The organism is Microbacterium sp. Z12_35 (genome assembly GCF_058310475.1).
Genome location: NZ_JBZEGJ010000001.1, coordinates 1,612,275 through 1,634,075, shown reverse-complemented (window position 1 = coordinate 1,634,075; position 21,801 = coordinate 1,612,275). Strand labels below are relative to the sequence as shown.

Genomic DNA, 21,801 nt, shown 5'->3' with positions numbered 1-21,801 from the left:
ACCCCGCGAGCCTCGGCTCATCCCGCACCAGAGAAACCATGAAGGAAGGCACCATGAACAGAAAGCTCGCTTCCCTCGCGCTCGTCGGCGCGTCGGCTGTGGCACTCGCCGGTTGCGCCGGGAGTGGCAGTGCCGGCGGAGACGGCGACGGCGCCGAGATCCGCGTGTGGCTCGCCGGAACCGACACGCCACAGGATGCCCGGGACTACCTCGTCGAGACCTTCGAGGAGGAGAACCCCGGGTCGACGCTCGTGATCGAGGAACAGACCTGGGACGGTCTCGTGGACAAGCTCACCACGAGCCTGTCCAGCTCCGACAGCCCCGACATCGTCGAGTTCGGCAACACGCAGGCGCCCGCGTTCACTTCGGTCGGGGCACTGCTGGACATCACCGACATCTACGAAGACCTCGGGGGCGATGACCTGCTCCCGGGCTTCGTCGAGGCGGGTTCCTACGACGGGGCGTTCTACGCCGCGCCGTTGTACTCGGGCGCCCGTGTCGTCTTCGCCGACCCGGCCTTCGTATCGGCGGCGCCCGCGACCCTCGACGAGTACGTCGCCCAGGCGACCGAGCTCGCCGCAGCCAACCCCGATAAGTCCGGCATCTACTTCGCCGGCCAGGACTGGTACAACGCCCTCCCCTTCATGTGGGAGAACGGCGGGGAGATCGCGGTGCAGGACGGCGAGGAGTGGGATGCCCAGTTCTCCTCGCCGGAGTCGCTCGCCGGTCTCGCGCAGGTGCAGGACCTGATGACGAACGCCTCGCTGGCGCCCAAGGACGGCGACAACGCCGAACCGTGGACGCCGTACTGCGAAGGCGCCGCCATCCAGTTCTCTGCGCCGAACTGGGCGCTGGGCCTGGCCAGCGAGTGCGAGACGGACGCTCCACCGACCGCGCCCTTCGTCTATGCGCTTCCCGGGATCGACGGCGGAGTCGCACAGGCGTTCGCGGGTGGATCGAACATCGGCATCTCGGCCCGCTCGGCCAACCCCGAGCTCGCCAAGAGCGCGCTGGAGATCATCCTGAGCGACGGGTTCCAGACGATCTACGGCGAGAACGGCCTCATCCCCGCCAAGCAGTCGCTCGCCTCGACCCTCGGCGACACGCCGGATGCGGAGGCGTTCACGGCTGCGGCCGCGAACGCGAAGCTGACCCCGGCGGCTCCGAACTGGGCCGAGGTCGAAGCATCCCGCGTTCTGGAGGACTTCTTCGTGCAGGTCGCCCAGGGTGGTGACCTCCCGACACTTGCTGCGGAGGTCGACACCAAGATCGAAGACATCCTGAACGGCTGACCCCCTCCTCCTCCTGCTCGAGAACGGCCCGAGCGTCGGACCCGACGTTCGCTCCGTCTCGCGCAGGAGGGGGATGAACCGCTGGAGATCACATGACACCTCTCCCGAGCGATGTCGCGCCGGCTGTGAGCGGCGTGGACGGAGAGCGGCTCGTCGCGCCCGCCCCGCCGGCCGCATCGGGTCGCCGGCGAAGGCGGCGTGGCGGCTTCATGCCGTATGCGCTTCTGCTGCCGGCTCTGGTCGTGCTGGCGCTGCTGTCGGCCTGGCCGCTGATCCAGCTGCTGGTGATGTCGTTCCAGGAGTTCGGTCGCGCGCAGGTGTTCGGGCGGCCGCCGGAGTTCATCGCCTTCGGTAACTACATCGCCGTTCTGACGGACCCCGAGTTCTGGCAGGTGCTCTCACGCTCGGTCGTGTTCGCGGCAGTGTGCGTCGTGCTCACGATGCTCCTCGGCATCCTCATCGCCCTGCTCATGCGGCGACTGGGGATGGCGCTGCGCACCCTGGTGTCGACCGGGCTGCTGCTCCCGTGGGCGATGCCTCCGCTGTCGGCGACGATCGTCTGGGGATGGATCTTCGACACGCAGTACGGCGTTCTCAATCACATCCTCAGTCGCGGGTTCGGACTGCCCTTCGAGGGGCACTCGTGGCTTCTCGCGCCGGAGAGCTTCTTCCTCGTCGCGACCGTGATCATCGTGTGGGGAGCAGTGCCGTTCGTCGCCTTCACGGTCTACGCGGGCCTCACCCAGGTGCCGGATGAGGTGATGGAGGCGGCGCAGCTGGATGGTGCGGGAGGTGCGAAGCGGTTCTTCCTCGTCGTGATGCCCTACCTCCGCCCCATCCTCACGGTCGTCACGATCTTGCAGGTCATCTGGGATCTCCGGGTGTTCACGCAGATCTACTCGCTGCAGTCCATCGGCGGTATCGCCGAACAGACCAACACGCTCGGCGTCTACATCTACCGGGTCTCGCTCGGCTCGGGTGACTTCGGGGCGGGCGGGGCGATCTCGGTGCTGGTGGTGCTGCTGCTCGTGGCGTTGTCGGCCTTCTATGTACGCCGCACGGTGAAGGAGGACACGCTGTGAACGGCCGCACCCGGCGCCGCACCGGATCGGTGCTGGCCGGCATCGCCGCGGTCGTGGTGTTCGTCTTCTCGGCGTTCCCGGTGTACTGGATGGTGAACACCTCGCTGCAGCCGAATTCGCAGGTGCGCGGCAGCGACCTGCACTTCTGGCCCGAGAACGCCACGATCGAGAACTACCTCGGCGTCATCTTCCGCTCCGATCGCGCCCCCTTCCTCCCCGCCCTCGGCAACTCCCTTGCCGTGACCTTGCTGACCGTGGTCGTCGCACTCGTGTTCGCGTTCCTCGCCGCGCTGGCGGTAGCGCGCTTCCGGTTCCGCTCTCGCGGAGCGTTTCTCGTGACGATCCTGATCATCCAGATGATCCCGGCGGAGGCGATGATCATCTCGATCTTCCGGCTCATGGACGGGTGGCAGCTGCTGAACACCATCGCCGGGTTGACGGCGGTCTACGTCGCCACGGTGCTGCCGTTCACGATCTGGACTCTCCGTGGCTTCGTGCAGGGCATCCCCGTGGAACTCGAGGAGGCCGCGATGATCGACGGGCTGAGCCGCGCGCAGGCGTTCTGGCGCGTCACCTTCCCTCTGCTCGCCCCGGGCCTCGTCGCCACGGGCGTGTTCGGTTTCATCCAGGCCTGGAACGAGTTCATTTTCGCCCTCGTTCTCAACCCCCGCCCCGAGGCGATGACTCTGCCCGTGTGGCTGCGGACCTTCCTCGACCCCAACGGGGGAATCAACTGGGCCGAGCTCATGGCCGGCTCCACCCTCGTGGCCATCCCGGTCGTGGGATTCTTCCTCATCGTGCAGCACCGAATGACAAGCGGCCTGGTCTCCGGGGCGGTCAAAGGCTGATGGCATCCAGTTCTCCCGCGGATGCGGCGCCGGCCCGCATCCGTGTCGGCCTCGACGTGGGCGGGACGAAGACCGACGCGGTCGCGCTCGGCGCAGACGACTCGGTGCTCGCCCGGGTGCGCCGGGCCACGGGGTGGGGACCGGATGCCGTGGTCCGGAGCATCCTCGCCGCTGTGGAAGATCTCGCCGCCCAACCGGGCGTCGACGGCCGCGGACTGGCTTCGGTCGGTGTGGGGATGCCCGGTCAGGTCGAGCCCGGTGGATCGCGGGTGGTGCACGCGGTCAACCTCGGCATCGAGCGGCTTGACGTCGCCGACGCACTCGAACCCCTCCTCGGCGTGCCGGTGCGGGCGGAGAACGACGTGAAAGCCGCCGCCGCCGGCGCGTACGCCCTCCGCGGCGGGTCGGGCTCGATGGCGTACCTGAACCTGGGCACCGGCATAGCGGCGGGCCTGGTGACCGACGGTTCCCTGTGGCGGGGATCGCGCGGGACCGCCGGGGAGGTGGGGCACATCTCCGTCGACCCCGCGGGTCCGCCGTGCCGGTGCGGGCAGCGCGGATGCATCGAGGCGCTCGTCGGCGGCGCCTCGCTGGCCGAGCGGTGGGGAAGACCCGGCCGGCTGCCGGTACAGGACATCTTCGACGCCGCCGACGCCGGAGATCCGCACGCCGGGATGCTGCGAGCCGGCCTCGCCCGCGGCGTCGCCGCGGCGGTCCGAATCCTGGTCCTCACGACCGACGCGGATACCGTCGTCCTGGGCGGTGGGCTCACCGCCCTCGCGCCGCGCCTGACGGCTGACGTGGATGCTGCGCTCGCTGACAGCGCCGCGGCATCCCCGTTCCTTCGCTCGCTGCGCGTGGCGGAACGCGTGGAACTGCTCCCGGCCGGCTCCCCGGCGGCGGCGCTGGGTGCTGCGCTGATCGGCGCGACGCCGGAGGAGACGCTGAGCCGTCGGTGAAGGGGCGGTTTTCGTCCTCCGTAGTGCACTTCTCCTCCCGCGGTGAACGGGTGGGCGGGTCTGACGGTGGCGGCTGGGCGGGCGGGTGGGCGTCGGCGTGCCGCGGGGGAGGAGAAGTGCGTTGGGGAGGGTGGATGTGGGGGTTTTGGCCCTCCGTAGTGCACTTCTCCTCCCGAGGTGCCCGGGTGGAGTGGACCGGCGTGGCGGCTCTAGGCCCGGAGTGTGCCGTTGGGGAGGAGATGTGCGTTGGGGAGGGTGGATGTGGGTGTTTTGGCCCTCCGTAGTGCACTTCTCCTCCCGGGCTGCACGGGTGGGTGGAGGCGTGGCGCCTCTAGGCCCGGAGTGTGCCGTTGGGGAGGAGATGTGCGTTGGGGAGGGCGGGTGTGGGGGTTTTGGTCCTCCGTGGTGCACTTCTCCTCCCGAGGTGTACGGGTGGAGGGGGGTCGCGGTGGCGGCTGGGCGGGTGGGGCGTCGGTGTGCCGTTGGGGAGGAGATGTGCGTTGGGGAGGGTGGATGTAAGGGTTTTGGCCCTCCGGAGTGCACTTCTCCTCCTGAGGTGCACGCCTCCCGTGCTGCAACGGCTTCCGCGACCCGCTCCCGCTAGGGGCCACCCGCTACAGCGACCAGCCACAGCGACCCGCTACAGCGACCCATCACGGCGACCGGGCTAAGAGCGACGGGCTACAGGGCGGGAGCGAAGACCTTGCCGGGATTGAGGATGCCGGCGGGGTCGAACACCCGGGCGATCTGCCGCTGCAGCTGCCACTGGTCGTCCCCCAGCTCGTCGGCGAGCCAGCGACGCTTGAGGATGCCCACTCCGTGCTCGCCGGTCAGCGTCCCACCGAGGGCGAGGGCGGCTTGGAAGAGTTCGCCCGCCGCTACCCAGATCTCGTCCGGCACGTCGGGTCCGGGGAAGACGAAGTTCGGATGCAGGTTGCCGTCGCCCGCGTGGGCGACCGTCGGGATCGCGAGGCCGAAGCGCTGCTCGATGTCGGCGATGGCGTCGAACATGGCGGGCAGCGCGCTCCGGGGAACCGACACGTCCTCGATGAGCGTCGTGCCGGCCGCTTCCCAGGCGGGATGCATCGACCGGCGCACGGACAGCAGGTGCTCGGCTTCGGCGGTGTCCGCCGCGATCACGACGGTCCCGCCGACGGAGGCGAGGACGGCCGCGATGGCGTCGGCCTCCGCTGCCGCCGCAGGACCGTCGGTCTGGATCAGCAACTGTGCGGCACCGACGGCCGGTGCGGGGAGACCGAGGTAGGCGTGCGTGCGGGCGAGGCTCGCCGCATCCATCAGTTCCATGATCGCCGGCTGTACTCCGGACGCGGTCACGGCGGCGGATGCGACGGCAGCGGCCCGCACGTCGGGGAAGGTCGCCGACAGCGTCTGCACCTCCCCGGGGACGAGCCGGCGGAGCTTGAGGGTGGCGGCCACGACGACGCCGAGGACGCCCTCCGACCCGATCACCAGCGAGGTGAGGTCAAGGCCCGTGACGCCCTTGACGCTGCGATGCCCGAGGTGCAGGAGACGTCCGTCGGCGAGCACGAGGTCGAGGCCGAGAACCGCATCGCGCACCACACCGTACTTGGCACACAGCAGGCCGCCGGCGCCGGTGGCGATGTTGCCGCCCACGGTCGAGATCGCCCGGCTGGCGGGGTCGGGCGCCCACCAGAGCCCCTCTTCGGCCAGCACCGCGTTGAGGTCGCCGTTGAGGATGCCGGGTTCCACGACGGCGAGCAGATCGTCACGGCGCACCTCGAGGATGCGGTCCATGCGCCGCAGCGACAGCGAGATCTCGCCCGCCCCGGTGTTGGCGGCTCCGGCCAGGCCCGTTCCGGCGCCGCGGGGTACGACCGGTGTGCCGGTCTCGGACGCGATGCGCATGACAGCCTGCACGTCGGCGACGGACTGGGCGTGCACGACGGCGAGCGGCATTCCTTCGGCGGTGTGACCGGACTTGTCCGCGCGCGCGGCGTTGCGGGCTTCGGAAGAGACGTCCACGCGCTCACCGAGGGCGTCGACGAGCCGCGCGACGACGTCGGCGGTCATCCGAGGCGCCGCCGACCGACCACGAGGCCGAAGGCGACAGCGACGACGGCGTAGCCGAGGCCGATCCACGGCTGGCCCATGCTCCACCACGCGATGGTCGCCGACAGGTACACGAGCAGCTCGACGACGGCGCGGACGAACGGGTGCACGGCGAGAACGGCGCGGGGGGAGACGAACAGAGCCCACACCAACACCGCCACGACCGGCGCGCCGATGCCGAAGACGATGTTCCAGGGGAACGCCCACGCCGTGAAACCCCACAGGGCGAGAGTTCCGAAAGCGAGCACGCCGCACAGCACGGAAACGACATCGACGACCGACAGGGCGGGGCGGGTCCCGGGTGCCGGCGGTGCTTCCGCGCGCACGCGAGGGGTATCGGTCATGATTTCCAGTCTACGACCGGCCGCCGGGCAGCTCCTGCCCCGGCGAACGCACCGCCCGACCCGCCGACGCAGCCCCTCAACGCACGGGTGCCCCGCCGGCCCACACCGCCCGGACGCGGAGATCGGCGTCGAGCAGCACGGCATCGGCGCGGCTGCCCTCGCGGAGGTGGCCGACCTCTCCGGCGAGCCCGATCGCCCGCGCCGGTGTGGCGGTAACGGCGCGGAGCGCCTCCCGCACGTCGACGCCCGCCGCCACGGCGATCCGGACGGCCTCATCCTGGGTGAGCGTCGACCCCGCGATCGAGCCGCCGTCGGCCAAGCGCGCCACGCCGTCCGCGACGATGACGTCGAGACCGCCCAGCGAATACCGCCCGTCGCCGGCGTCGGTGGCCGACATCGCGTCGGTGACGAGCGCGATGCGACCCGGGGCGGCCGCGAACGCGATCCGCACGATGTCGGGGTGCAGGTGCACGCCGTCGGCGATCAGCTCGAGAACGACCCGTTCGTCGGCGAGCGCCGCCCCGACCGGCCCGGGCGCTCGGTGGTGAAGCCCCGGCATCCCGTTGAAGGCGTGGGTGAGGATGCGGGCGCCGGCGTCGAAAGCGGCTGCCGCCAAGGCCGCATCCGCCCCGGTGTGACCGACCGCCGCGGTCGAGCCCGCCGCCGTGAGCGCCCGGATGCCCTCGAAGGCGCCCGGCAGTTCGGGGGCGAGCGTCACCTGGCGGATGGTTCCGGCGCCGGCCTCGAGCAGCGATTCCACGGCGACCGGCCAGACCAGCGCGGTGGGGTCGTGTGCACCCCGATGTCCCGGGTCGAGGAAGGGTCCCTCGAGGTGCGAGCCGAGGATGTCGGAGTCGGTGCGGGTCAACTCCGCGACGACCGCCGCCCTCCGGGCGAGTGCGTCCAGAGGGGCGGTGACGAGGGAGATCACGGCGCTGGTGGTGCCGTGCCGCCGGTGGACGGCGCGGGCAGCGCGGATCGCATCGGCTCCATCGTCGAAGGCGTATCCGCCGCCGCCGTGGCCGTGGATGTCGACGAACCCGGGGGAGAGCACCGCGGCGTGGCCCGCGAGCGCACGAGCGTCGACGACGTCGTCGCCGACGGCGAGGTCGCGCCAGGTGTCGCCGACCCCGGATGCGACGACCCGGCCGTCCGCAAAACGCACCCACGCCGCATCCGTCGCCACGCCGTCGTCGATGAGGCGTGCGGAGTGCACAACGAGGCTCACGACGCGCGCCAGGGGATTTCGGGCGAGCGGGTGAAGCCCACACCGAGCGCCGTCCACAGGGCGCCGAGCCCGCCGACGCGCTCGCGGAAGGAGCCCCAGGTGCGTTCGGCGCTCGCGCCGGCGGCGGGCGACCATGCGATCTCTGCGGCCGCGGCCAGGCGGGGGAAGGCGAGCGCGTCGATGTCGGCGAGCGTGCGCACCGTCTCGGTCCACAGCGGTGCCTCCACGCCCAGGATGTGCTCGGCATCCACGCCCGGAAGGAGGCCGTCCGGCTCCCAGGAATAGGCACGCTCGACGCTCGTGGGGCCGTTCGCCCACGTGAGGCCCAGGGGGAACCCCGCCTCGGGCTTCATATCGAGGTACACCGCGTCGGCGGGGGAGAGGATGACCGAGTCGGCTGAACCGGTCGTGACGGGTCGGTCGGGCGCCACGTATCCCCAGTACTGTGCGACCACATCGGCCGGCAGGTCGGGGACGGTGCTGGCCTCATGCCAGGCGATCGGCCGCTTGCCGGCGGCCGCGACGATGCCCACCGCGCGGGTGATGATCGTGGCGTAGTCCTCGGCGCTCGTCCCCAGGGCCTCGTCACCGCCGAGGTGGAGGTACGGGCCGGGCGTCATCCCGGCGAGCTCGCCCAGCACGTCGGCGAGGAACTCGTACGTGCGCTCGTCGTCGATGCGCAGCGATGAGAAACCCACAGCGATCCCGGTGTACGGGCGGCCGGTCTCGGGGAGTCCGCCACCGAACTCCGCTGCGGTGGTGCGAACCTGGTCGGTGATGACCGGATCCGCGGCGAGCTCGGGATAGGCCAGGCCCACGGCGTGCGTGTGACCGGGAATGTCGACCTCCGGCACCACCGTCATGTGCCGGGATGCCGCGTACGAGACGATCTCCGCGTAATCCTCCCGCGTGTAGAAGCCGCCGGCATCCCCACCCACCGCGGTGCCGGACGCGCGGGCCGTGAGCTCGGGGCGTGAGCGCAGCTGCAGACGCCAGCCCTGATCGTCCGTGAGGTGCAGGTGCAGGTGGTTGCACTTGAGCGCCGACGCGCGGTCGATGAGCGCCTTCACGTCGTCCACGCCGAAGAAGTGCCGCGCCACGTCGAGCATCATCCCGCGATAGGCGAATCGCGGCGCATCCTCGATCTGCATCGCCGGCACGATCCAGGAATCCCCGCGCTGCTGGATGAGCTGCGCCAGTGTCTGCACGCCGTAGAAGAGTCCCGCAGCATCCGCGCCGGTGAGCACGATGGATGCCCCGTCGACGGTGAGCGTGTACGACTCTGCGGCCCCGCCCGCAGCGATGCGGAGCCGGATCGACCCATCGGGCGCCGGGGCGGGTTCGGCGCCTGTGCGCGCACGGAGGAGCGCTGCGAGTTCGGCGGACGCGTCGGTGTCGCCCGCGATGCCGGCACCCGCGAGGACGAACGGCTCGGCATCGGGACGCTCGCGGACGGACAGGGGGAACGGCACCAGTGGGGGTGTGGGCACGGATGCTCCTTCCTGGCGGCCTGGGTGGCCCGAGGAGGGACGAGCCGCAGCCGGACGCTCTGTCAGGACGCCTTGCAAACAGCGACGTTGCCTCACCTTATCGCCGACCCGCTAGGGTGGACACGTCGCGACTGGCGTTGAGGTGGGCCACCACCGGGGAGCGACCGTACGACGGCATTCGACCGCACGCCTGGGCCGATGTAGGTGTTCCGTCAGCCCGCCACGCGTGCTGCCCAACAACCGCAGATATTCTGCCGACGTCCGAGGAGATCGCCGTGTCCGACCAGTATTTCAACGCCCCGCTCGCCGAGGTCGACCCTGAGATCGCCCAGGTGCTGGAGCGCGAGCTCGAGCGTCAGCGCGGATATCTCGAGATGATCGCATCCGAGAACTTCGTTCCGGTGTCGGTGCTGCAGTCGCAGGGCTCCGTGCTGACCAACAAGTACGCCGAGGGCTACCCTGGACGCCGCTATTACGGCGGGTGCGAAGAGGTCGACGTCGCCGAGGAGCTCGCGATCGCGCGCGCCAAGTCGCTGTTCGGTGCCGAGTTCGCCAACGTCCAGCCGCACTCGGGTGCCACCGCCAACGCCGCCGTGCTCCACGCGATCGCGCGCCCGGGCGACACGCTCCTCGGGCTCTCGCTCGACCAGGGTGGTCACCTCACGCACGGCATGAAGATCAACTTCTCCGGCCGGCTGTACAACATCGTGGCGTACGGCGTCGATCCGCAGACATCCATCATCGACATGGACGAGGTGCATCGCCTCGCCGTGGAGCACCAGCCCAAGGTGATCATCGCGGGCTGGTCGGCCTACCCCCGCCAGCTCGACTTCGCCCGGTTCCGCGAGATCGCCGACGAGGTCGGAGCCCTGCTGTGGGTCGATATGGCGCACTTCGCCGGGCTCGTCGCGGCAGGGCTGCATCCGAACCCGGTGCCGTACGCGCACGTGGTGTCGTCCACCGTGCACAAGACGATCGGCGGGCCGCGCTCCGGCTTCATCCTCACCAACGACGCCGACATCGCGAAGAAGATCAACTCCGCTGTCTTCCCGGGGCAGCAGGGCGGGCCGCTCATGCACGTGATCGCCGCGAAGGCGACCGCGTTCAAGCTCGCCGCGACGAAGGAGTTCCGTGAGCGCCAGGAGCGCACCCTCCGCGGCGCCGCGATGATCGCGGAGCGCCTGACGCAGCCGGATGTGGCCGCCGCCGGTATCGCGGTGCGCTCGGGCGGCACCGACGTGCACCTCGTTCTCGTCGACCTGAGGGACGCAGCCATCGACGGAAAGCAGGCCGAGGATCTGCTGCACGAGATCCACATCACCGTCAACCGCAACGCGGTGCCCAACGACCCGCGCCCGCCCATGGTGACCTCGGGCCTGCGCATCGGCACGCCGGCGCTCGCGACCCGGGGATTCGGCGACGCCGAGTTCACCGAGGTGGCCGATGTGATCGCGCTGGCGCTGCAGCCCGGCGCCGACCTCGAGGCGCTGCGCCTACGGGTCTCGGCCCTGACCGCCGCGTTCCCCCTGTACCCCGGCTTGCAGCAGTAACCCGACCAGCGAGACAGCATCTCCGCCACGACACTGCATCCATCGGCGGGAGTCTCGTGGCGGAGATGCAGTTTCGCGGGATGGACGGAAGGAGAGACGGATGACGGCGATCAGGCTCGATGGGAAGGCCGCGGCGGCAGAGATCAAGGCGGAGCTCGCCGAGCGCGTCGCGGCGCTCAAGGAGCGCGGGATCACCCCGGGCATTGCGACGGTGCTCGTCGGCGCCGACCCGGCGTCGCAGCTGTACGTGGGGATGAAGCACCGCGACTCCGAGGCGATCGGCATGAACTCCATCCAGGTGGAGCTCCCCGCCGAGTCGACGCAGGCCGACGTGGAGGCCGCGATCGACGCCCTCAACGCCGATCCCGCGTGCCACGGCTACATCGTGCAACTGCCGTTGCCCAAGCACCTCGACACCGACGCGATCCTCGAGCGGATCGACCCGGCGAAGGATGCCGACGGCCTGCACCCCACCAACCTCGGCCGACTCGTGCTCAACGTCAGCGCCCCGATCACCACGCCCCTTCCGTGCACGCCGCGGGGGGTCATCGAGCTGCTGCAGCGGAACGGCTACGACCTCGCCGGTAAGGACGTCGTCGTCGTCGGGCGCGGCGTCACGATCGGCCGCTCGATCGGGCTTCTCCTCACTCGGCGCGAGATCAACGCGACGGTGACCCTCACCCACACGGGGACGACCGACCTCTCTCACCACCTGCGCCAGGCCGACGTCATCGTCGCCGCCGCGGGTGTCAAGCACATCGTCCGGGCCGAAGACGTCAAGCCCGGCGCGGCCGTGCTCGACGTCGGGGTCACGCGCGAGACCGACCCCGAGACCGGCAAGAGTCGTGTGTACGGGGACGTCGCGCCGGACGTCGCCGAGGTCGCCGGATGGCTCTCGCCGAACCCCGGCGGGGTGGGGCCGATGACCGTGGCGCTGCTGCTGACGAACGTCGTCGAGGCCGCCGAGCGCGCCGCATCCTGACAGCCGTGCGGCGGGACACTTCGTCTCGCTGCGCTCGCTCAGTGTCCGGGACAGGTGGCGGCTCGCTCAGTGGCCGGGACAGGTGCCGCTCGCTTAGTGTCCGGACAGGTGTCGCTCGCTGCGTGTCCGCGGGCCGGGGCCTGAACGGCCAGCGCGCCCCCGGACTCTGAGCGAGCGAGCGAGACGAAGGGTCGGGGCGCAAGACCCGCCGCGGTCACAGGCCGTCGAGCATCCGGCGCTGTTCGTCGGTCAGGCCGTCGTCGCCGTGCGGCCGAGGCGTCGCCGCCGAGGGGCGACCGGGAGCGGATGCGGCGGAGCCGCCGAGGGTCGACGGAAGAGACGACGCGGAACCGCCGGCGCCCCCACCCGTCGCCCGGCGCCCGGCGGTCGCGCGGTCGTACAGCGCCCCGGTGCGGGCCTCGATGCGGTCGTCGATGAGGTCGTAGATGGCCCACGCGATCAGCAGCATCAGGGGTGGGACGAACCATCCGAACACGAAGCCTCGCACGTTCACGCCCGTGAAGATCACGAGGAGAACCCAGATGATCGCGGCGACGGCGAGAACGACCAGGTACTGCACGCCCTTCTCCGCCAGCCACGAGCGCTGCGCGGCGGAGCGAGCCGCCATGGAGCGGAACCACCGGTGGATCACCGGCTTCAACCAGATCGTGGCGGCGGCGAGCACCACGCCCGCCCACAGCGCCGACCAGCCGACGCGCACGCCCGGGACGAGCGCGCCGATCAGGAGCAGAACGACGACGTCGAAGACGTACAGCGAAGCGAAGCGGATGATCCAGGCCCTCATGCGTCCAGCCTGACACAGGATGCGGCCAGCCGACCCGTCACGTCAGCTGCACGAGCTGCGTCACGTCGTCGTCCGGCAGGGAATCGACCACCGCGGTCACGGTCAGGCGTTCGAACGTCGCGCGGCCGCCGAGGACCGTCAGGAACGCCGTGTCCGACGCATCGCGTCCGGTGGCGATGCGCACCAGCGAGGCGCGCGGCGCCAGGGTCGTCGCATCCACCACCCGCCACGCGTCGTCGACCCACGCCTCGGCGACCGCGTGGAAGTCCATCGGCGCGAGCCCCGGGGCGTACACCGACACGACGCGCGCCGGCACGTTGCGTGCGCGCAGCAGAGCGACGCACAGGTGGGCGAAGTCCCGGCACACGCCCCGCCGGTTCAGCAGCGTCTGCACCGCGCCGTCGGTCGGCATGCTCGCCCCGGAGACGTACGCGAGCTCGGTACCGACCCAGGACGACACGGCCGCGAGGAGGTCGCCGGTGTCGGAGATCCCGGAGAACTCCGCCCAGGCCGTCGGGCCCAGGGCGTCGGACTCGGCGTACCGGCTCGGGCGCGTGTACACGAGCAGATCGGTCGGCGAAGTCGGGAGGTCGTCGGCGGAATCGTCAACGGTGGCGGTGTAGGACACCTCGAGACGTCCGGTGCCGCAGCGGACGCGGTGCAATCGGGTTCCGTGCGCGTCGGGGAGCTCTTCCGCCTCCACTGCTGCACCGTCCAGCGACACCAGGAGCTCTTCGGTGACGGAGGGGTAGGCCGCCGACACCGCGATGGCGAACACGAGGTCGGCCGGTTCGGTCACGTCCAGGAGGATGGTGCTCGCCACATTCCGCTGCATGCAGCCAGCGTCGCACATCCGGCGACCCGCCCGGGCCGCGCGCGGGTCAGTACGACGCGCGACGCCCCGTCTCGGATGCCGGCACCCAGCGCGCGGCGAGCGCTTCCGACCCGCGGGCGAGCAGCGCGACGTCGGCGCCGACGAGCACGAACGCGGCGCCGGCATCCAGGTACGCCTGGGCGGCAGCCGGGTCGAACGCGTTGACGCCCACCGGCTTGCCCGCCGCGCGCACCGCGTCGAACGCCCGCTGCACCGCCGCGACGACCGCGGGGTGGGTCTGCTGCCCGAGGAGCCCCAGGGATGCGGCGAGGTCGCTGGGTCCGACGAACACGCCGTCGATGCCGTCCACCGCGGCGATGTCGCCCGCCGCATCCACGCCCTCGACGTTCTCGACCTGGACGAACAGCGAGACGTGGGAATCGCCGTCGGCGAGGTAATCGTCGATCCGGTTCCAGCGGCCCGATCGGGCCAGTGCCGATCCCACCCCGCGCACGCCCCGCGGGGGATAACGCACCGCCGAGACGAGCTCGCGGGCCTGCTCGCCCGAGGACACCATCGGAACGAGGATGTTCTGCGCGCCGACGTCGAGCACCTGCTTGAGCGTCACGACGTCGCCGATCGGCACCCGCACGACGGGCGTGGACGGGTAAGCCGCCACCGCCTGCAGCTGCGCGAGCACGCTCTCCAGGCCATTGGGGGAGTGCTCCATGTCGATGAGCAGCCAGTCGAGCCCGGCCCCGGCGCAGATCTCGGCGACCAGCGGGCTGCCCGAGCACACCCACATCCCCGCAAGGGGACGGGATGCTGCGCCCAGGCGGTCGCGGAAGGTCGGGGTCAGATGAAGCGGCATGCGATCGTCCCCATGGGTCCGTAGTCGGCCAGGACGGTGTCGCCCGGGTGCACCCACATCGGACGCGTGAACGAGCCGGCGAGGATGATCTCCCCGGCTTCGAGCCGGTCGCCGTGCTGGGCGAGCTTGTTCGCGAGCCACGCGACCCCGGCGGCCGGGTGGTTCAGCACCGCCGCGGCGACCCCGGACTCCTCGATCGTCTCGTTGCGGTACAGGAGCGCCGAGACCCACCGCAGGTCGATGGCATCCGGCGCCGTGGGGTTGCCCCCGAGAACCATCCCGCCGTATGCGGCGTTGTCGGAGATGGTGTCCACGATCGTGCGCCCTTCGAGCTCGATGTGCGAGTTGAGCACCTCGAGGGCGGGGACGACATACTCGGTGGCGCGCAGCACGTCAAAGAGTGTGCAGTTCGGACCCTCGAGCGGCTCGGCGAGCACGAAGGCCAGCTCCACCTCGATGCGGACGTTCGAGAAGTCCGCGTGCGGGATCACGGCGCCGTTGTCCCACACGGTGTCGTCGAACATGACGCCGTAGTCGGGCTCGGTGATGCCGGTCGCGGCCTGCATCACCTTCGACGTCAGCCCGATCTTGCGGCCGACCAGACGCCGTCCGTCGGCGATGCGCGCGTCGCGCCAGAGGCGCTGAATCGCGTACGCGTCCTCGACGGCAGCATCCGGGTACCGCGCGGTGATGCGCGGAATCACCCCGTGCGTGCGGTCGGCCTCGGCCAGCTCCGCGGCGATGGCGGCGAGTGTCTCGTCATCCAGCATGGGTGTCTCCTTCGTTGTCAGACTAGCCAGTCGCCGATACCCGAACTCCTCAAGACCGGGCCCGGAACGCGGGGCCGCTCGCCCCGAACGGCCGGATCTTGAGGAGTTAGGGCGCCGGGCGGCCCGTTACAGCTGGTGGCCGAGCTTGTACTCGCCCTGCTTGTACTCGGGCATCGACTCTTCGCCCTCGTCGCGGCGCGTGTACGAGAACCCGTCGGCGCCGATGGTCACGGCCATCTCAGACGTGTCGGTGCGTGCCACGACCTCCTTGGGGTTGCCGTCGAGGTCGAGCACGAGCGAGGCCTCGGTGTACCAGGACGGCACGACGGGGTTGCCCCACCAGTCGCGACGCTGGTTGTCATGCACGTCCCACGTGATGACGGGGTTGTCGGGATCGCCGGTGTAGTAGTCCTGCGTGTAGATCTCCACGCGGTGCCCGTCGGGGTCGCGCAGGTAGAGGTAGAACGCGTTGGACACGCCGTGACGGCCGGGGCCGCGCTCGATCGCGTCGGACCGGCGGAGCGCGCCGAGCTTGTCGCAGATGGCGAGGATGTTGTGCTTCTCGTGCGTGGCGAACGCGACGTGGTGCATCCGCGGGCCGTCGCCGCCGGTCATGGCGGTGTCGTGCACCGTGGGCTTCCGGCGCATCCACGCGGCGTAGACGGTGCCGGATTCGTCCTGGATGTCTTCGGTGACGCGGAATCCGAGGTCCTGCATGAACTTCACGCCGCGCGGCACGTCGGGGGTGACCTGATTGAAGTGGTCCAGACGGACCAGTTCGCCCGGCGTGTGCAGGTCGTACCGCCACGCGAGCCGCTCGACGTGGTCGGTCTGGTAGAAGAACTCGTAGGGGAAGCCCAGCGGATCTTCCACGCGCACCGAGTCGCCGATGCCGCGGGTGAAGCCGCCGTGACGACGCTCGACGCGGCAGCCCAGCTCCGAGTAGAACGCGACCGCCTTGTCGAGGTCTTCGGGCGTGCGCACGCGGTAGGAGAAGGCAGCGACGGCGGCCACCGGTCCCTGGCGCAGCACAAGGTTGTGGTGGATGAACTCCTCGGTCGACCGCAGGTAGATCGCCTGCTCGTCCTCTTCCGTCACGTAGAGCCCGAGCACGTCGACGTAGAAGGTACGGGATGCGGCGAGGTGGGTGACCACGAGCTCCATGTACGCGCAGCGCAGGATGTCGGGGGCCGGCGCCGTGGGTGTCGGGACCGGGTTGCCCGTGACGATGGGCGCCTCCTGCGAGACGTAGAAGCCGGAGGAGGTGAGGGTCATGTCGTCGCGGTTGCTCATGTCAGCGTCCTTGCGTCAGTGGCGGGTCAGTGGGATGCGGCGGGGTCGGACTTGCCGAAGGTGGGGTTGTGGACCTTGCCCAGGGTGATGTGCACCGCCTGCTGGTCGGTGTAGAAATCGATCGAGCGGTAGCCGCCCTCGTGCCCGAGGCCGGACGCCTTCACGCCGCCGAACGGGGTGCGGAGGTCGCGGACGTTGTTGGAGTTGAGCCACACCATGCCGGCTTCGATGGCCTGCGCGAAGTTGTGCGATCGCTTCAGATCGTTCGTCCAGACGTAGGCGGCCAGGCCGTACCGCACGCCGTTGGCCAGGGCGAGCGCCTCTTCGTCGGTGTCGAAGGGCGTGATCGCCACGACCGGTCCGAAGATCTCCTCCTGGAAGATCCGTGCGTCGGGGGCGACATCGGCGAACACCGTCGGCGCGACGTAGTTGCCGGTGTCGAAGCCGTCGGGGCGTCCGCCGCCGGCCACGAGGCGGGCCTCAGCCTTGCCGATCTCGATGTAGCTCATGACCTTGTCGTAGTGCTCCGGGTGCACGAGCGCGCCCACCTCGGTCTTCGGGTCTTGCGGGTCGCCGACGATCACGCGCTTCGCCTGCGCGGCGTAACGCTCGACGAACTCGTCGTAGACCGGCCGCTCGACGAGGATGCGGCTGCCGGCGGTGCAGCGCTCGCCGTTGAGGGAGAAGACACCGAAGATGGTCGCGTCGATCGCGGCCTCCAGGTCGGCGTCGGCGAAGACGATCGCGGGCGACTTGCCGCCCAGTTCCATAGACAGGCCCTTGAGGAAGGGCGCCGCGTTGCCGAAGATGATCTGCCCCGTGCGGCTCTCGCCGGTGAAGGAGATCAGCGGCACGTCGGGGTGCTTCACCAGCGTGTCGCCGGCGTCTTCGCCGAGGCCGTTCACGAGGTTGAACACGCCCTGGGGAAGCCCCGCCTCCTCGAAGATGCCCGCCCACAGCGATGCCGACAGCGGGGTGAACTCCGCCGGCTTCAGCACAACCGTGTTGCCGGTCGCCAGGGCCGGGCCGAGCTTCCACGACTCCAGCATGAACGGGGTGTTCCATGGCGTGATGAGCCCGGCTACGCCGATGGGCTTGCGGTTGACGTAGTTCATCTGGCGCCCGGGCACCTTGAACGCGTCGTCGGTCTGCGCCACGATCAGGTCGGCGAAGAACCGGAAGTTCTCCGCGGCACGGCGGGCCTGACCGAGGGCCTGCGTGATCGGCAGCCCCGAGTCGAAGCTCTCCAGCTCCGCCAGGCGCGTGTCGCGGGATTCGACGAGGTCGGCGATCTTGTGGAGGATGCGCGACCGCTCGCGCGGCAGCATCCGCGGCCAGGGTCCCTCGGTGAACGCGCGGCGAGCGGATGCGACGGCCCCGTCGATGTCGGCCTTCTTACCGGCCGCTGCCTGCAGGTAGGTCTCGTTCGTGACCGGGTCGAGCACGTCGAAGGTGTCACCGTCGACCGAGTCGACGAACTGCCCGTCGATGTAGTGCTGGATGCGTGTGGGCAGGTCGGCGGGGATGTGCCGGGAGGTCGTCCGTACGTCGGTCATGATGTGCTCCTGTTCAGAACGCCAGGAGGCCGAGGGCCTCGCCGGGGTGCTCGTGGGTCAGATAGGCGTCGAGGGTGGCCGATCGGTGCCGGCGCGAGGCGTGCTCGATGTCGCCGAGCGGCGCGCCGGTTTCGATCAGGGAGAGGATGTGCTCGTGCTCGCGCACCGATTCGGCGGCGCGGCCGGGCACGAAGCTGAACGTGGATTCGCGCAGGTGGCCGAGGCGCGCCCATTCGGCGTGCACGAGATCGAGCATGCGCGGGTTCGTGCAGCGCTCGAAGAGCGTCGCGTGGAACTCCTGATTGAGGGTGGTGAAGGCGCGCGGATCGAAGTGGTCGAGGGTCTCGATCATGCGCTCGTTGATGTCCCGGGCACGGCGCACGTCCTCGACGGTGAGCGCCCGCGCCGACAGCGCGGTCGCGGCTCCCTCCAGGATGCTGAGGGCCTGCATGCTGAAGCGGTACTGGGAGTCATCGACCATCGACACGCGCGCGCCGACGTTGCGCTCGAAGGTCACGAGGCCTTCGGCCTCGAGCTGTCTGATCGCTTCGCGGACAGGGACGACGCTCATGCCGAGATCGGCCGCGATCGCGCCGAGCACCAGGCGGTAGCCCGCGCTGAACTGCTGGCCCGCGATCCGCTCCTTGATCCAGGTGTAGGCCTGCTGCGACTTGCTCCGCGACGTATCCACGGTCCCCGGCTCCTGGCGGAGGGTCATCGCGCGCCCTGCTCGTCCTCGTATCGCGCGCGCCACTGCGCGTTCATCGGGAAGAGACCATCCACCGGGTGCCCTGCCGCGACCTGTCCGGCCACCCAGGCGTCTTCGTCCTCCTGGGCGAGCGCGGCATCGACGACCTCTTCGACGAGCCCCGGGGGGATCACGATCACTCCATCGCTGTCGCCCACGATGACGTCGCCCGGCTCGACCGTGGTTCCGCCGCATCCGACGGCCACGTCATGCTCCCACGGCACGTGCTTGCGGCCGAGGACTGCGGGATGGGCGCCGTTCGAGAACACCGGAAGTCCGATCGCGGCGACGGCGACGTAGTCGCGGACGCCCCCGTCGGTCACGATGCCGGCGGCTCCGCGGGCGTGAGCGCGCAGGGCGAGGATGTCGCCGAGCGTGCCGGAGCCGGTTTCGCCGCGGGCCTCGATGACGATCACTTCGCCCTCGCCGACCGCGTCGAACGCGCGCTTCTGCGCGTTGTAGCCGCCGCCATGTGAGGCGAACAGGTCTTCGCGGTTCGGCACGAACCGGAGTGTCCGCGCCCGTCCGACGACTTTGGTTCCGGGATGCATCGGGCGGACGCCGTCGATCGTGACGTTGTTGAGTCCGCGCTTGCGCAGTTGGGCCGAGAGCCCGGCGACGGGGACGCGCTCGAGCTTTTCGCGGAGCTCGGCGGAGAGGCCCTTCGTCTCGGTCGCTGCGCTCCCTCGCTCAGGGACCGGGAGAGTTTCGGTCGCTGCGCTCCCTTGCTCAGGGACCGGGAGAGTTCCGGTCGCTGCGCTCCCTCGCTCAGGGACCGGGGGAGTCTCGGGCGGGAGTCCCGCTGCCTCGCGCGACCCCCAGGCCTCGGCGCGCTGTGTGTCGTCGGCCGCGGGCAGCGAACCGACGGAGGCGTCGAACGCGTGCGCACCCTGCACGACGGTGGTCACGAGGCGCCCCGTCGAGGCGTCGCCCGCGTCGACCTGCACCTCGACCCGATCGCCGGGCACGACCACGCGCGACCCGGCCGGTGTGCCGGTGAGGATCACGTCTCCGGTCTCCAGGGTGAAGTGCTGGGACAGGTCGGCGACGATCTGAGACAGGGAGAAGATGAGCCCGGCCGTCGTGTCGTCCTGGGCGAGCTCGCCGTTGACCCAGGTACGCAGGCGGATCGCGGCCGGGTCGATCGAGCGCGCGTCGATCAGCGCCGGGCCCACGGGCGTATAACCGTCGCCGCCCTTGGAGCGGACGTTGGAGCCCTTGTCGTTTGCGCGGAGGTCGTACAGGCCGAAGTCGTTCGCCGCCGTGATCGCCCCCACATGCGCCCAGGCCTCGTCCACGGCCACGCGGCGCGCGGGTCGGCCGATGATCAGGGCGATCTCGCCCTCGAAGGCGAGGAGCTCCGTACCGTGCGGTCGCTCGATGCTCGCGCCGGTGGGCGCGAGAGAGCTCGATGGCTTGAAGAAGTAGGAGGGATGAGCGGGTCGTCTCCCGCGCTGGTCAGCACGGGATGCGTAGGCCAGATGCACCGCGACGATCTTGCCGGGGCGGCCGCCCAGCGCCGCGAAACGGGGGTCTGTGGTCTCCGTCGGGGTCATCCGAGCTCCTTCGCTCTTGCGTCGTATTCGAAATCGTATATCATCCTTACCACGCGGGCAACATCGCGGATCGCATTCGACAGAGACGTCGCAGCCCAGACAGCGGCGTCACCAGGGAGCCCCCATGAGCACACCATCCCCCCGAGGGCCGGAAGGCTTCACGCCGACCGGCACCATCTCCTCTTCCACCGACCGGCGACGGGTGGTCTTCGCGACCGTGGTCGGCACCACAGTCGAGTGGTACGACTTCTTCCTCTACGCCTCGGCCGCCGGCCTCATCTTCGGGCAGCTGTTCTTCGCGCCCGCGGGCGAGGAATTCGCGCAGATCCTGTCCTTCATCACGGTCGGCATCAGCTTCCTCTTCCGACCGCTCGGCGCGTTCCTGGCCGGACATCTCGGTGACAAATACGGTCGTCGCCTCGTCCTGATGCTGACGCTCATCCTCATGGGCGCCGCGACGACGCTGGTCGGTCTCCTGCCGACCTACGCCGTGATCGGCGTCGCAGCCCCCATCCTCCTGGTGGTGCTGCGCATTCTGCAGGGCATCTCCGCCGGCGGGGAGTGGGGCGGAGCGGTCCTCATGGCCGTGGAGCACGCCCCGAAGAAGCGCCGGAGCCTGTTCGGTGCATCCCCGCAGCTCGGCGTTCCGCTCGGACTGCTGTTGGCCAGCGGCATGCTCGGTCTCATGGCGGTGATCGCCCCCGGCGACGCCTTCCTCGAGTGGGGCTGGCGCATCCCGTTCCTGCTGTCCTTCGTCCTCATCCTCATCGGGTACTACGTGCGCCGGCGCGTCGAGGAGAGCCCGGTCTTCCTGGAACTCGCCCAGCGCAAAGAGAAGTCGCGGATGCCGATCGTTCAGCTCTTCCGCAAGCACGCCCTGCTCGTCGTCATCGCCGCGTTCGTCTTCGCCGGCAACAACGCCGTCGGATACATGACCACCGGTGGGTACATCCAGCGGTACGCGACCGACCCCGAGGGCCCCATCGGCCTGCCCACCGCCGAGGTCCTGGGCGCCGTGACCATCTCGGCCGTCTCGTGGCTGCTGTTCACATGGATCGCGGGTTGGGCGGGCGATCGCCTCGGCCGCCGGAACACCTACCTCATTGGCTGGGTCAGCCTGCTCGTGGGCGTCCTCCTGCTGTTCCCGCTCGTGAACACCGGCAGCGTCGTCCTGCTGACGCTGGGGTTGGTGATCCTCACGGTCGGACTCGGCTTCACCTACGGACCGCAGGCCGCCCTGTACGCCGAGCTGTTCCCCGCATCCATCCGGTTCTCCGGAGTGTCGATCTCCTACGCGCTGGGGGCGATCCTCGGTGGCGCGTTCGCCCCGACCATCGCCCAGGCGCTCGTGCAGGCGACCGGTTCCACCGACTCGGTCACGTGGTACCTGGCCGGCATGGTGGTGCTCGGTTTCATCGCGACGCTCCTGCTGCGCGACCGCAGCGGGATCCCCCTCGGTCCCGATAACGAGGAGGAGCAGGCAAGGAGCCCCATCTACGGCATGTGACCCCGCACCCCCGGA

Annotated in this window: 19 protein-coding genes and 1 riboswitch; of the genes, 7 read left to right on the top strand and 12 right to left on the bottom strand. The window is 70.2% G+C overall.

Annotation, left to right across the window (positions count from 1 at the left end; translation table 11 throughout):
• The first annotated feature begins 53 nt into the window (after positions 1-53).
• The 4 genes from AC4FS1_RS08010 (at position 54) to AC4FS1_RS07995 (ending at position 4,181) form a co-directional block, all read left to right on the top strand.
• Positions 54-1,292, top strand: a complete 1,239-nt coding sequence (locus AC4FS1_RS08010) for an extracellular solute-binding protein (protein WP_491153998.1) — start codon at positions 54-56, stop codon at positions 1,290-1,292.
• Between the two features lie 92 nt (positions 1,293-1,384).
• The gene (locus AC4FS1_RS08005) at positions 1,385-2,374 is read left to right on the top strand and encodes a carbohydrate ABC transporter permease (protein ID WP_491153997.1); all 990 of its coding nucleotides are present in this window, start codon (positions 1,385-1,387) and stop codon (positions 2,372-2,374) included.
• Positions 2,371-3,222, top strand: a complete 852-nt coding sequence (locus tag AC4FS1_RS08000; RefSeq protein ID WP_491153996.1) for a carbohydrate ABC transporter permease — start codon at positions 2,371-2,373, stop codon at positions 3,220-3,222. The genes AC4FS1_RS08005 and AC4FS1_RS08000 overlap by 4 nt, the downstream gene beginning before the upstream one ends.
• Positions 3,222-4,181, top strand: coding sequence for an ROK family protein (locus tag AC4FS1_RS07995; RefSeq protein WP_491153995.1), 960 nt, complete (start codon positions 3,222-3,224; stop codon positions 4,179-4,181). Before AC4FS1_RS08000 ends, AC4FS1_RS07995 begins: the two co-directional genes overlap by 1 nt.
• A 681-nt stretch (positions 4,182-4,862) precedes the next feature.
• Here the strand turns inward: AC4FS1_RS07995 and AC4FS1_RS07990 are convergent.
• From AC4FS1_RS07990 to AC4FS1_RS07975, 4 genes are all read right to left on the bottom strand, one after another.
• Entirely contained in the window at positions 4,863-6,233 is a 1,371-nt protein-coding gene (locus AC4FS1_RS07990) for an FAD-binding oxidoreductase (protein WP_491153994.1), read from the bottom strand.
• Positions 6,230-6,616, bottom strand: coding sequence for a YrdB family protein (locus AC4FS1_RS07985; protein ID WP_491153993.1), 387 nt, complete (start codon positions 6,614-6,616; stop codon positions 6,230-6,232). The genes AC4FS1_RS07990 and AC4FS1_RS07985 overlap by 4 nt, the downstream gene beginning before the upstream one ends.
• Positions 6,617-6,692: 76 nt before the next feature.
• On the bottom strand, positions 6,693-7,844 hold the full coding sequence (nagA, locus tag AC4FS1_RS07980; RefSeq protein WP_491153991.1) for an N-acetylglucosamine-6-phosphate deacetylase: 1,152 nt from the start codon (positions 7,842-7,844) through the stop codon (positions 6,693-6,695).
• Positions 7,841-9,334: a beta-N-acetylhexosaminidase gene (locus tag AC4FS1_RS07975; RefSeq protein ID WP_491153989.1), complete on the bottom strand. Its 1,494-nt coding sequence runs from the start codon at positions 9,332-9,334 to the stop codon at positions 7,841-7,843. Before AC4FS1_RS07975 ends, nagA begins: the two co-directional genes overlap by 4 nt.
• Positions 9,335-9,451: 117 nt before the next feature.
• A riboswitch (ZMP/ZTP riboswitch) is annotated at positions 9,452-9,537 on the top strand.
• A 72-nt stretch (positions 9,538-9,609) separates the two neighbouring features.
• Between AC4FS1_RS07975 and glyA the strand changes: the two genes are divergently transcribed.
• Together glyA and AC4FS1_RS07965 are read left to right on the top strand one after the other, a co-directional pair.
• Positions 9,610-10,884, top strand: a complete 1,275-nt coding sequence (glyA, locus tag AC4FS1_RS07970; protein WP_491153987.1) for a serine hydroxymethyltransferase — start codon at positions 9,610-9,612, stop codon at positions 10,882-10,884.
• Between the two features lie 100 nt (positions 10,885-10,984).
• Complete coding sequence (locus AC4FS1_RS07965) at positions 10,985-11,866, top strand: bifunctional methylenetetrahydrofolate dehydrogenase/methenyltetrahydrofolate cyclohydrolase (protein WP_491153985.1); 882 nt, start codon at positions 10,985-10,987, stop codon at positions 11,864-11,866.
• A 214-nt stretch (positions 11,867-12,080) separates the two neighbouring features.
• On the opposite strand, the gene AC4FS1_RS07960 is transcribed toward AC4FS1_RS07965, so the two are convergent.
• The 8 genes from AC4FS1_RS07960 to AC4FS1_RS07925 form a co-directional block, all read right to left on the bottom strand.
• Positions 12,081-12,671: a hypothetical protein gene (locus AC4FS1_RS07960; protein ID WP_491153983.1), complete on the bottom strand. Its 591-nt coding sequence runs from the start codon at positions 12,669-12,671 to the stop codon at positions 12,081-12,083.
• Between the two features lie 37 nt (positions 12,672-12,708).
• A complete protein-coding gene (locus AC4FS1_RS07955) occupies positions 12,709-13,506 on the bottom strand; it encodes a transglutaminase-like domain-containing protein (RefSeq protein ID WP_491153981.1) in 798 nt (265 codons plus the stop codon).
• A 46-nt stretch (positions 13,507-13,552) separates the two neighbouring features.
• Positions 13,553-14,356 (bottom strand): HpcH/HpaI aldolase family protein, encoded by an 804-nt coding sequence (locus tag AC4FS1_RS07950; RefSeq protein ID WP_491153979.1) that lies wholly within the window; start codon positions 14,354-14,356, stop codon positions 13,553-13,555.
• Positions 14,341-15,126: a 2-oxo-hept-4-ene-1,7-dioate hydratase gene (gene hpaH / locus AC4FS1_RS07945; protein ID WP_491153977.1), complete on the bottom strand. Its 786-nt coding sequence runs from the start codon at positions 15,124-15,126 to the stop codon at positions 14,341-14,343. The genes AC4FS1_RS07950 and hpaH overlap by 16 nt, the downstream gene beginning before the upstream one ends.
• 126 nt (positions 15,127-15,252) lie before the next feature.
• Positions 15,253-16,419: a 3,4-dihydroxyphenylacetate 2,3-dioxygenase gene (hpaD, locus tag AC4FS1_RS07940; protein WP_491153975.1), complete on the bottom strand. Its 1,167-nt coding sequence runs from the start codon at positions 16,417-16,419 to the stop codon at positions 15,253-15,255.
• 26 nt (positions 16,420-16,445) lie between these two features.
• A complete protein-coding gene (gene hpaE / locus AC4FS1_RS07935) occupies positions 16,446-17,975 on the bottom strand; it encodes a 5-carboxymethyl-2-hydroxymuconate semialdehyde dehydrogenase (protein ID WP_491153973.1) in 1,530 nt (509 codons plus the stop codon).
• Between the two features lie 13 nt (positions 17,976-17,988).
• On the bottom strand, positions 17,989-18,693 hold the full coding sequence (locus AC4FS1_RS07930; RefSeq protein ID WP_491153971.1) for a GntR family transcriptional regulator: 705 nt from the start codon (positions 18,691-18,693) through the stop codon (positions 17,989-17,991).
• Positions 18,690-20,279, bottom strand: coding sequence for a fumarylacetoacetate hydrolase family protein (locus AC4FS1_RS07925; protein ID WP_491153970.1), 1,590 nt, complete (start codon positions 20,277-20,279; stop codon positions 18,690-18,692). Before AC4FS1_RS07925 ends, AC4FS1_RS07930 begins: the two co-directional genes overlap by 4 nt.
• 124 nt (positions 20,280-20,403) lie before the next feature.
• On the opposite strand from AC4FS1_RS07925, the gene AC4FS1_RS07920 reads away from it, so the two are divergent.
• Complete coding sequence (locus tag AC4FS1_RS07920; RefSeq protein WP_491153969.1) at positions 20,404-21,786, top strand: MFS transporter; 1,383 nt, start codon at positions 20,404-20,406, stop codon at positions 21,784-21,786.
• Positions 21,787-21,801: the final 15 nt, after the last annotated feature.

Bases quoted from the DNA above. Each gene is read 5' to 3' on its own strand.
- AC4FS1_RS08010 (WP_491153998.1), top strand. From the start codon at position 54: ATGAACAGAAAGCTCGCTTCCCTCGCGCTCGTCGGCGCGTCGGCTGTG.
- AC4FS1_RS08005 (WP_491153997.1), top strand. From the start codon at position 1,385: ATGACACCTCTCCCGAGCGATGTCGCGCCGGCTGTGAGCGGCGTGGAC.
- AC4FS1_RS07995 (WP_491153995.1), top strand. From the start codon at position 3,222: ATGGCATCCAGTTCTCCCGCGGATGCGGCGCCGGCCCGCATCCGTGTC.
- AC4FS1_RS07990 (WP_491153994.1), bottom strand. From the start codon at position 6,233: ATGACCGCCGACGTCGTCGCGCGGCTCGTCGACGCCCTCGGTGAGCGC.
- AC4FS1_RS07985 (WP_491153993.1), bottom strand. From the start codon at position 6,616: ATGACCGATACCCCTCGCGTGCGCGCGGAAGCACCGCCGGCACCCGGG.
- AC4FS1_RS07965 (WP_491153985.1), top strand. From the start codon at position 10,985: ATGACGGCGATCAGGCTCGATGGGAAGGCCGCGGCGGCAGAGATCAAG.
- AC4FS1_RS07960 (WP_491153983.1), bottom strand. From the start codon at position 12,671: ATGAGGGCCTGGATCATCCGCTTCGCTTCGCTGTACGTCTTCGACGTC.
- AC4FS1_RS07955 (WP_491153981.1), bottom strand. From the start codon at position 13,506: ATGCAGCGGAATGTGGCGAGCACCATCCTCCTGGACGTGACCGAACCG.
- AC4FS1_RS07950 (WP_491153979.1), bottom strand. From the start codon at position 14,356: ATGCCGCTTCATCTGACCCCGACCTTCCGCGACCGCCTGGGCGCAGCA.
- hpaH (WP_491153977.1), bottom strand. From the start codon at position 15,126: ATGCTGGATGACGAGACACTCGCCGCCATCGCCGCGGAGCTGGCCGAG.
- hpaD (WP_491153975.1), bottom strand. From the start codon at position 16,419: ATGAGCAACCGCGACGACATGACCCTCACCTCCTCCGGCTTCTACGTC.
- hpaE (WP_491153973.1), bottom strand. From the start codon at position 17,975: ATGACCGACGTACGGACGACCTCCCGGCACATCCCCGCCGACCTGCCC.
- AC4FS1_RS07930 (WP_491153971.1), bottom strand. From the start codon at position 18,693: ATGACCCTCCGCCAGGAGCCGGGGACCGTGGATACGTCGCGGAGCAAG.
- AC4FS1_RS07925 (WP_491153970.1), bottom strand. From the start codon at position 20,279: ATGACCCCGACGGAGACCACAGACCCCCGTTTCGCGGCGCTGGGCGGC.
- AC4FS1_RS07920 (WP_491153969.1), top strand. From the start codon at position 20,404: ATGAGCACACCATCCCCCCGAGGGCCGGAAGGCTTCACGCCGACCGGC.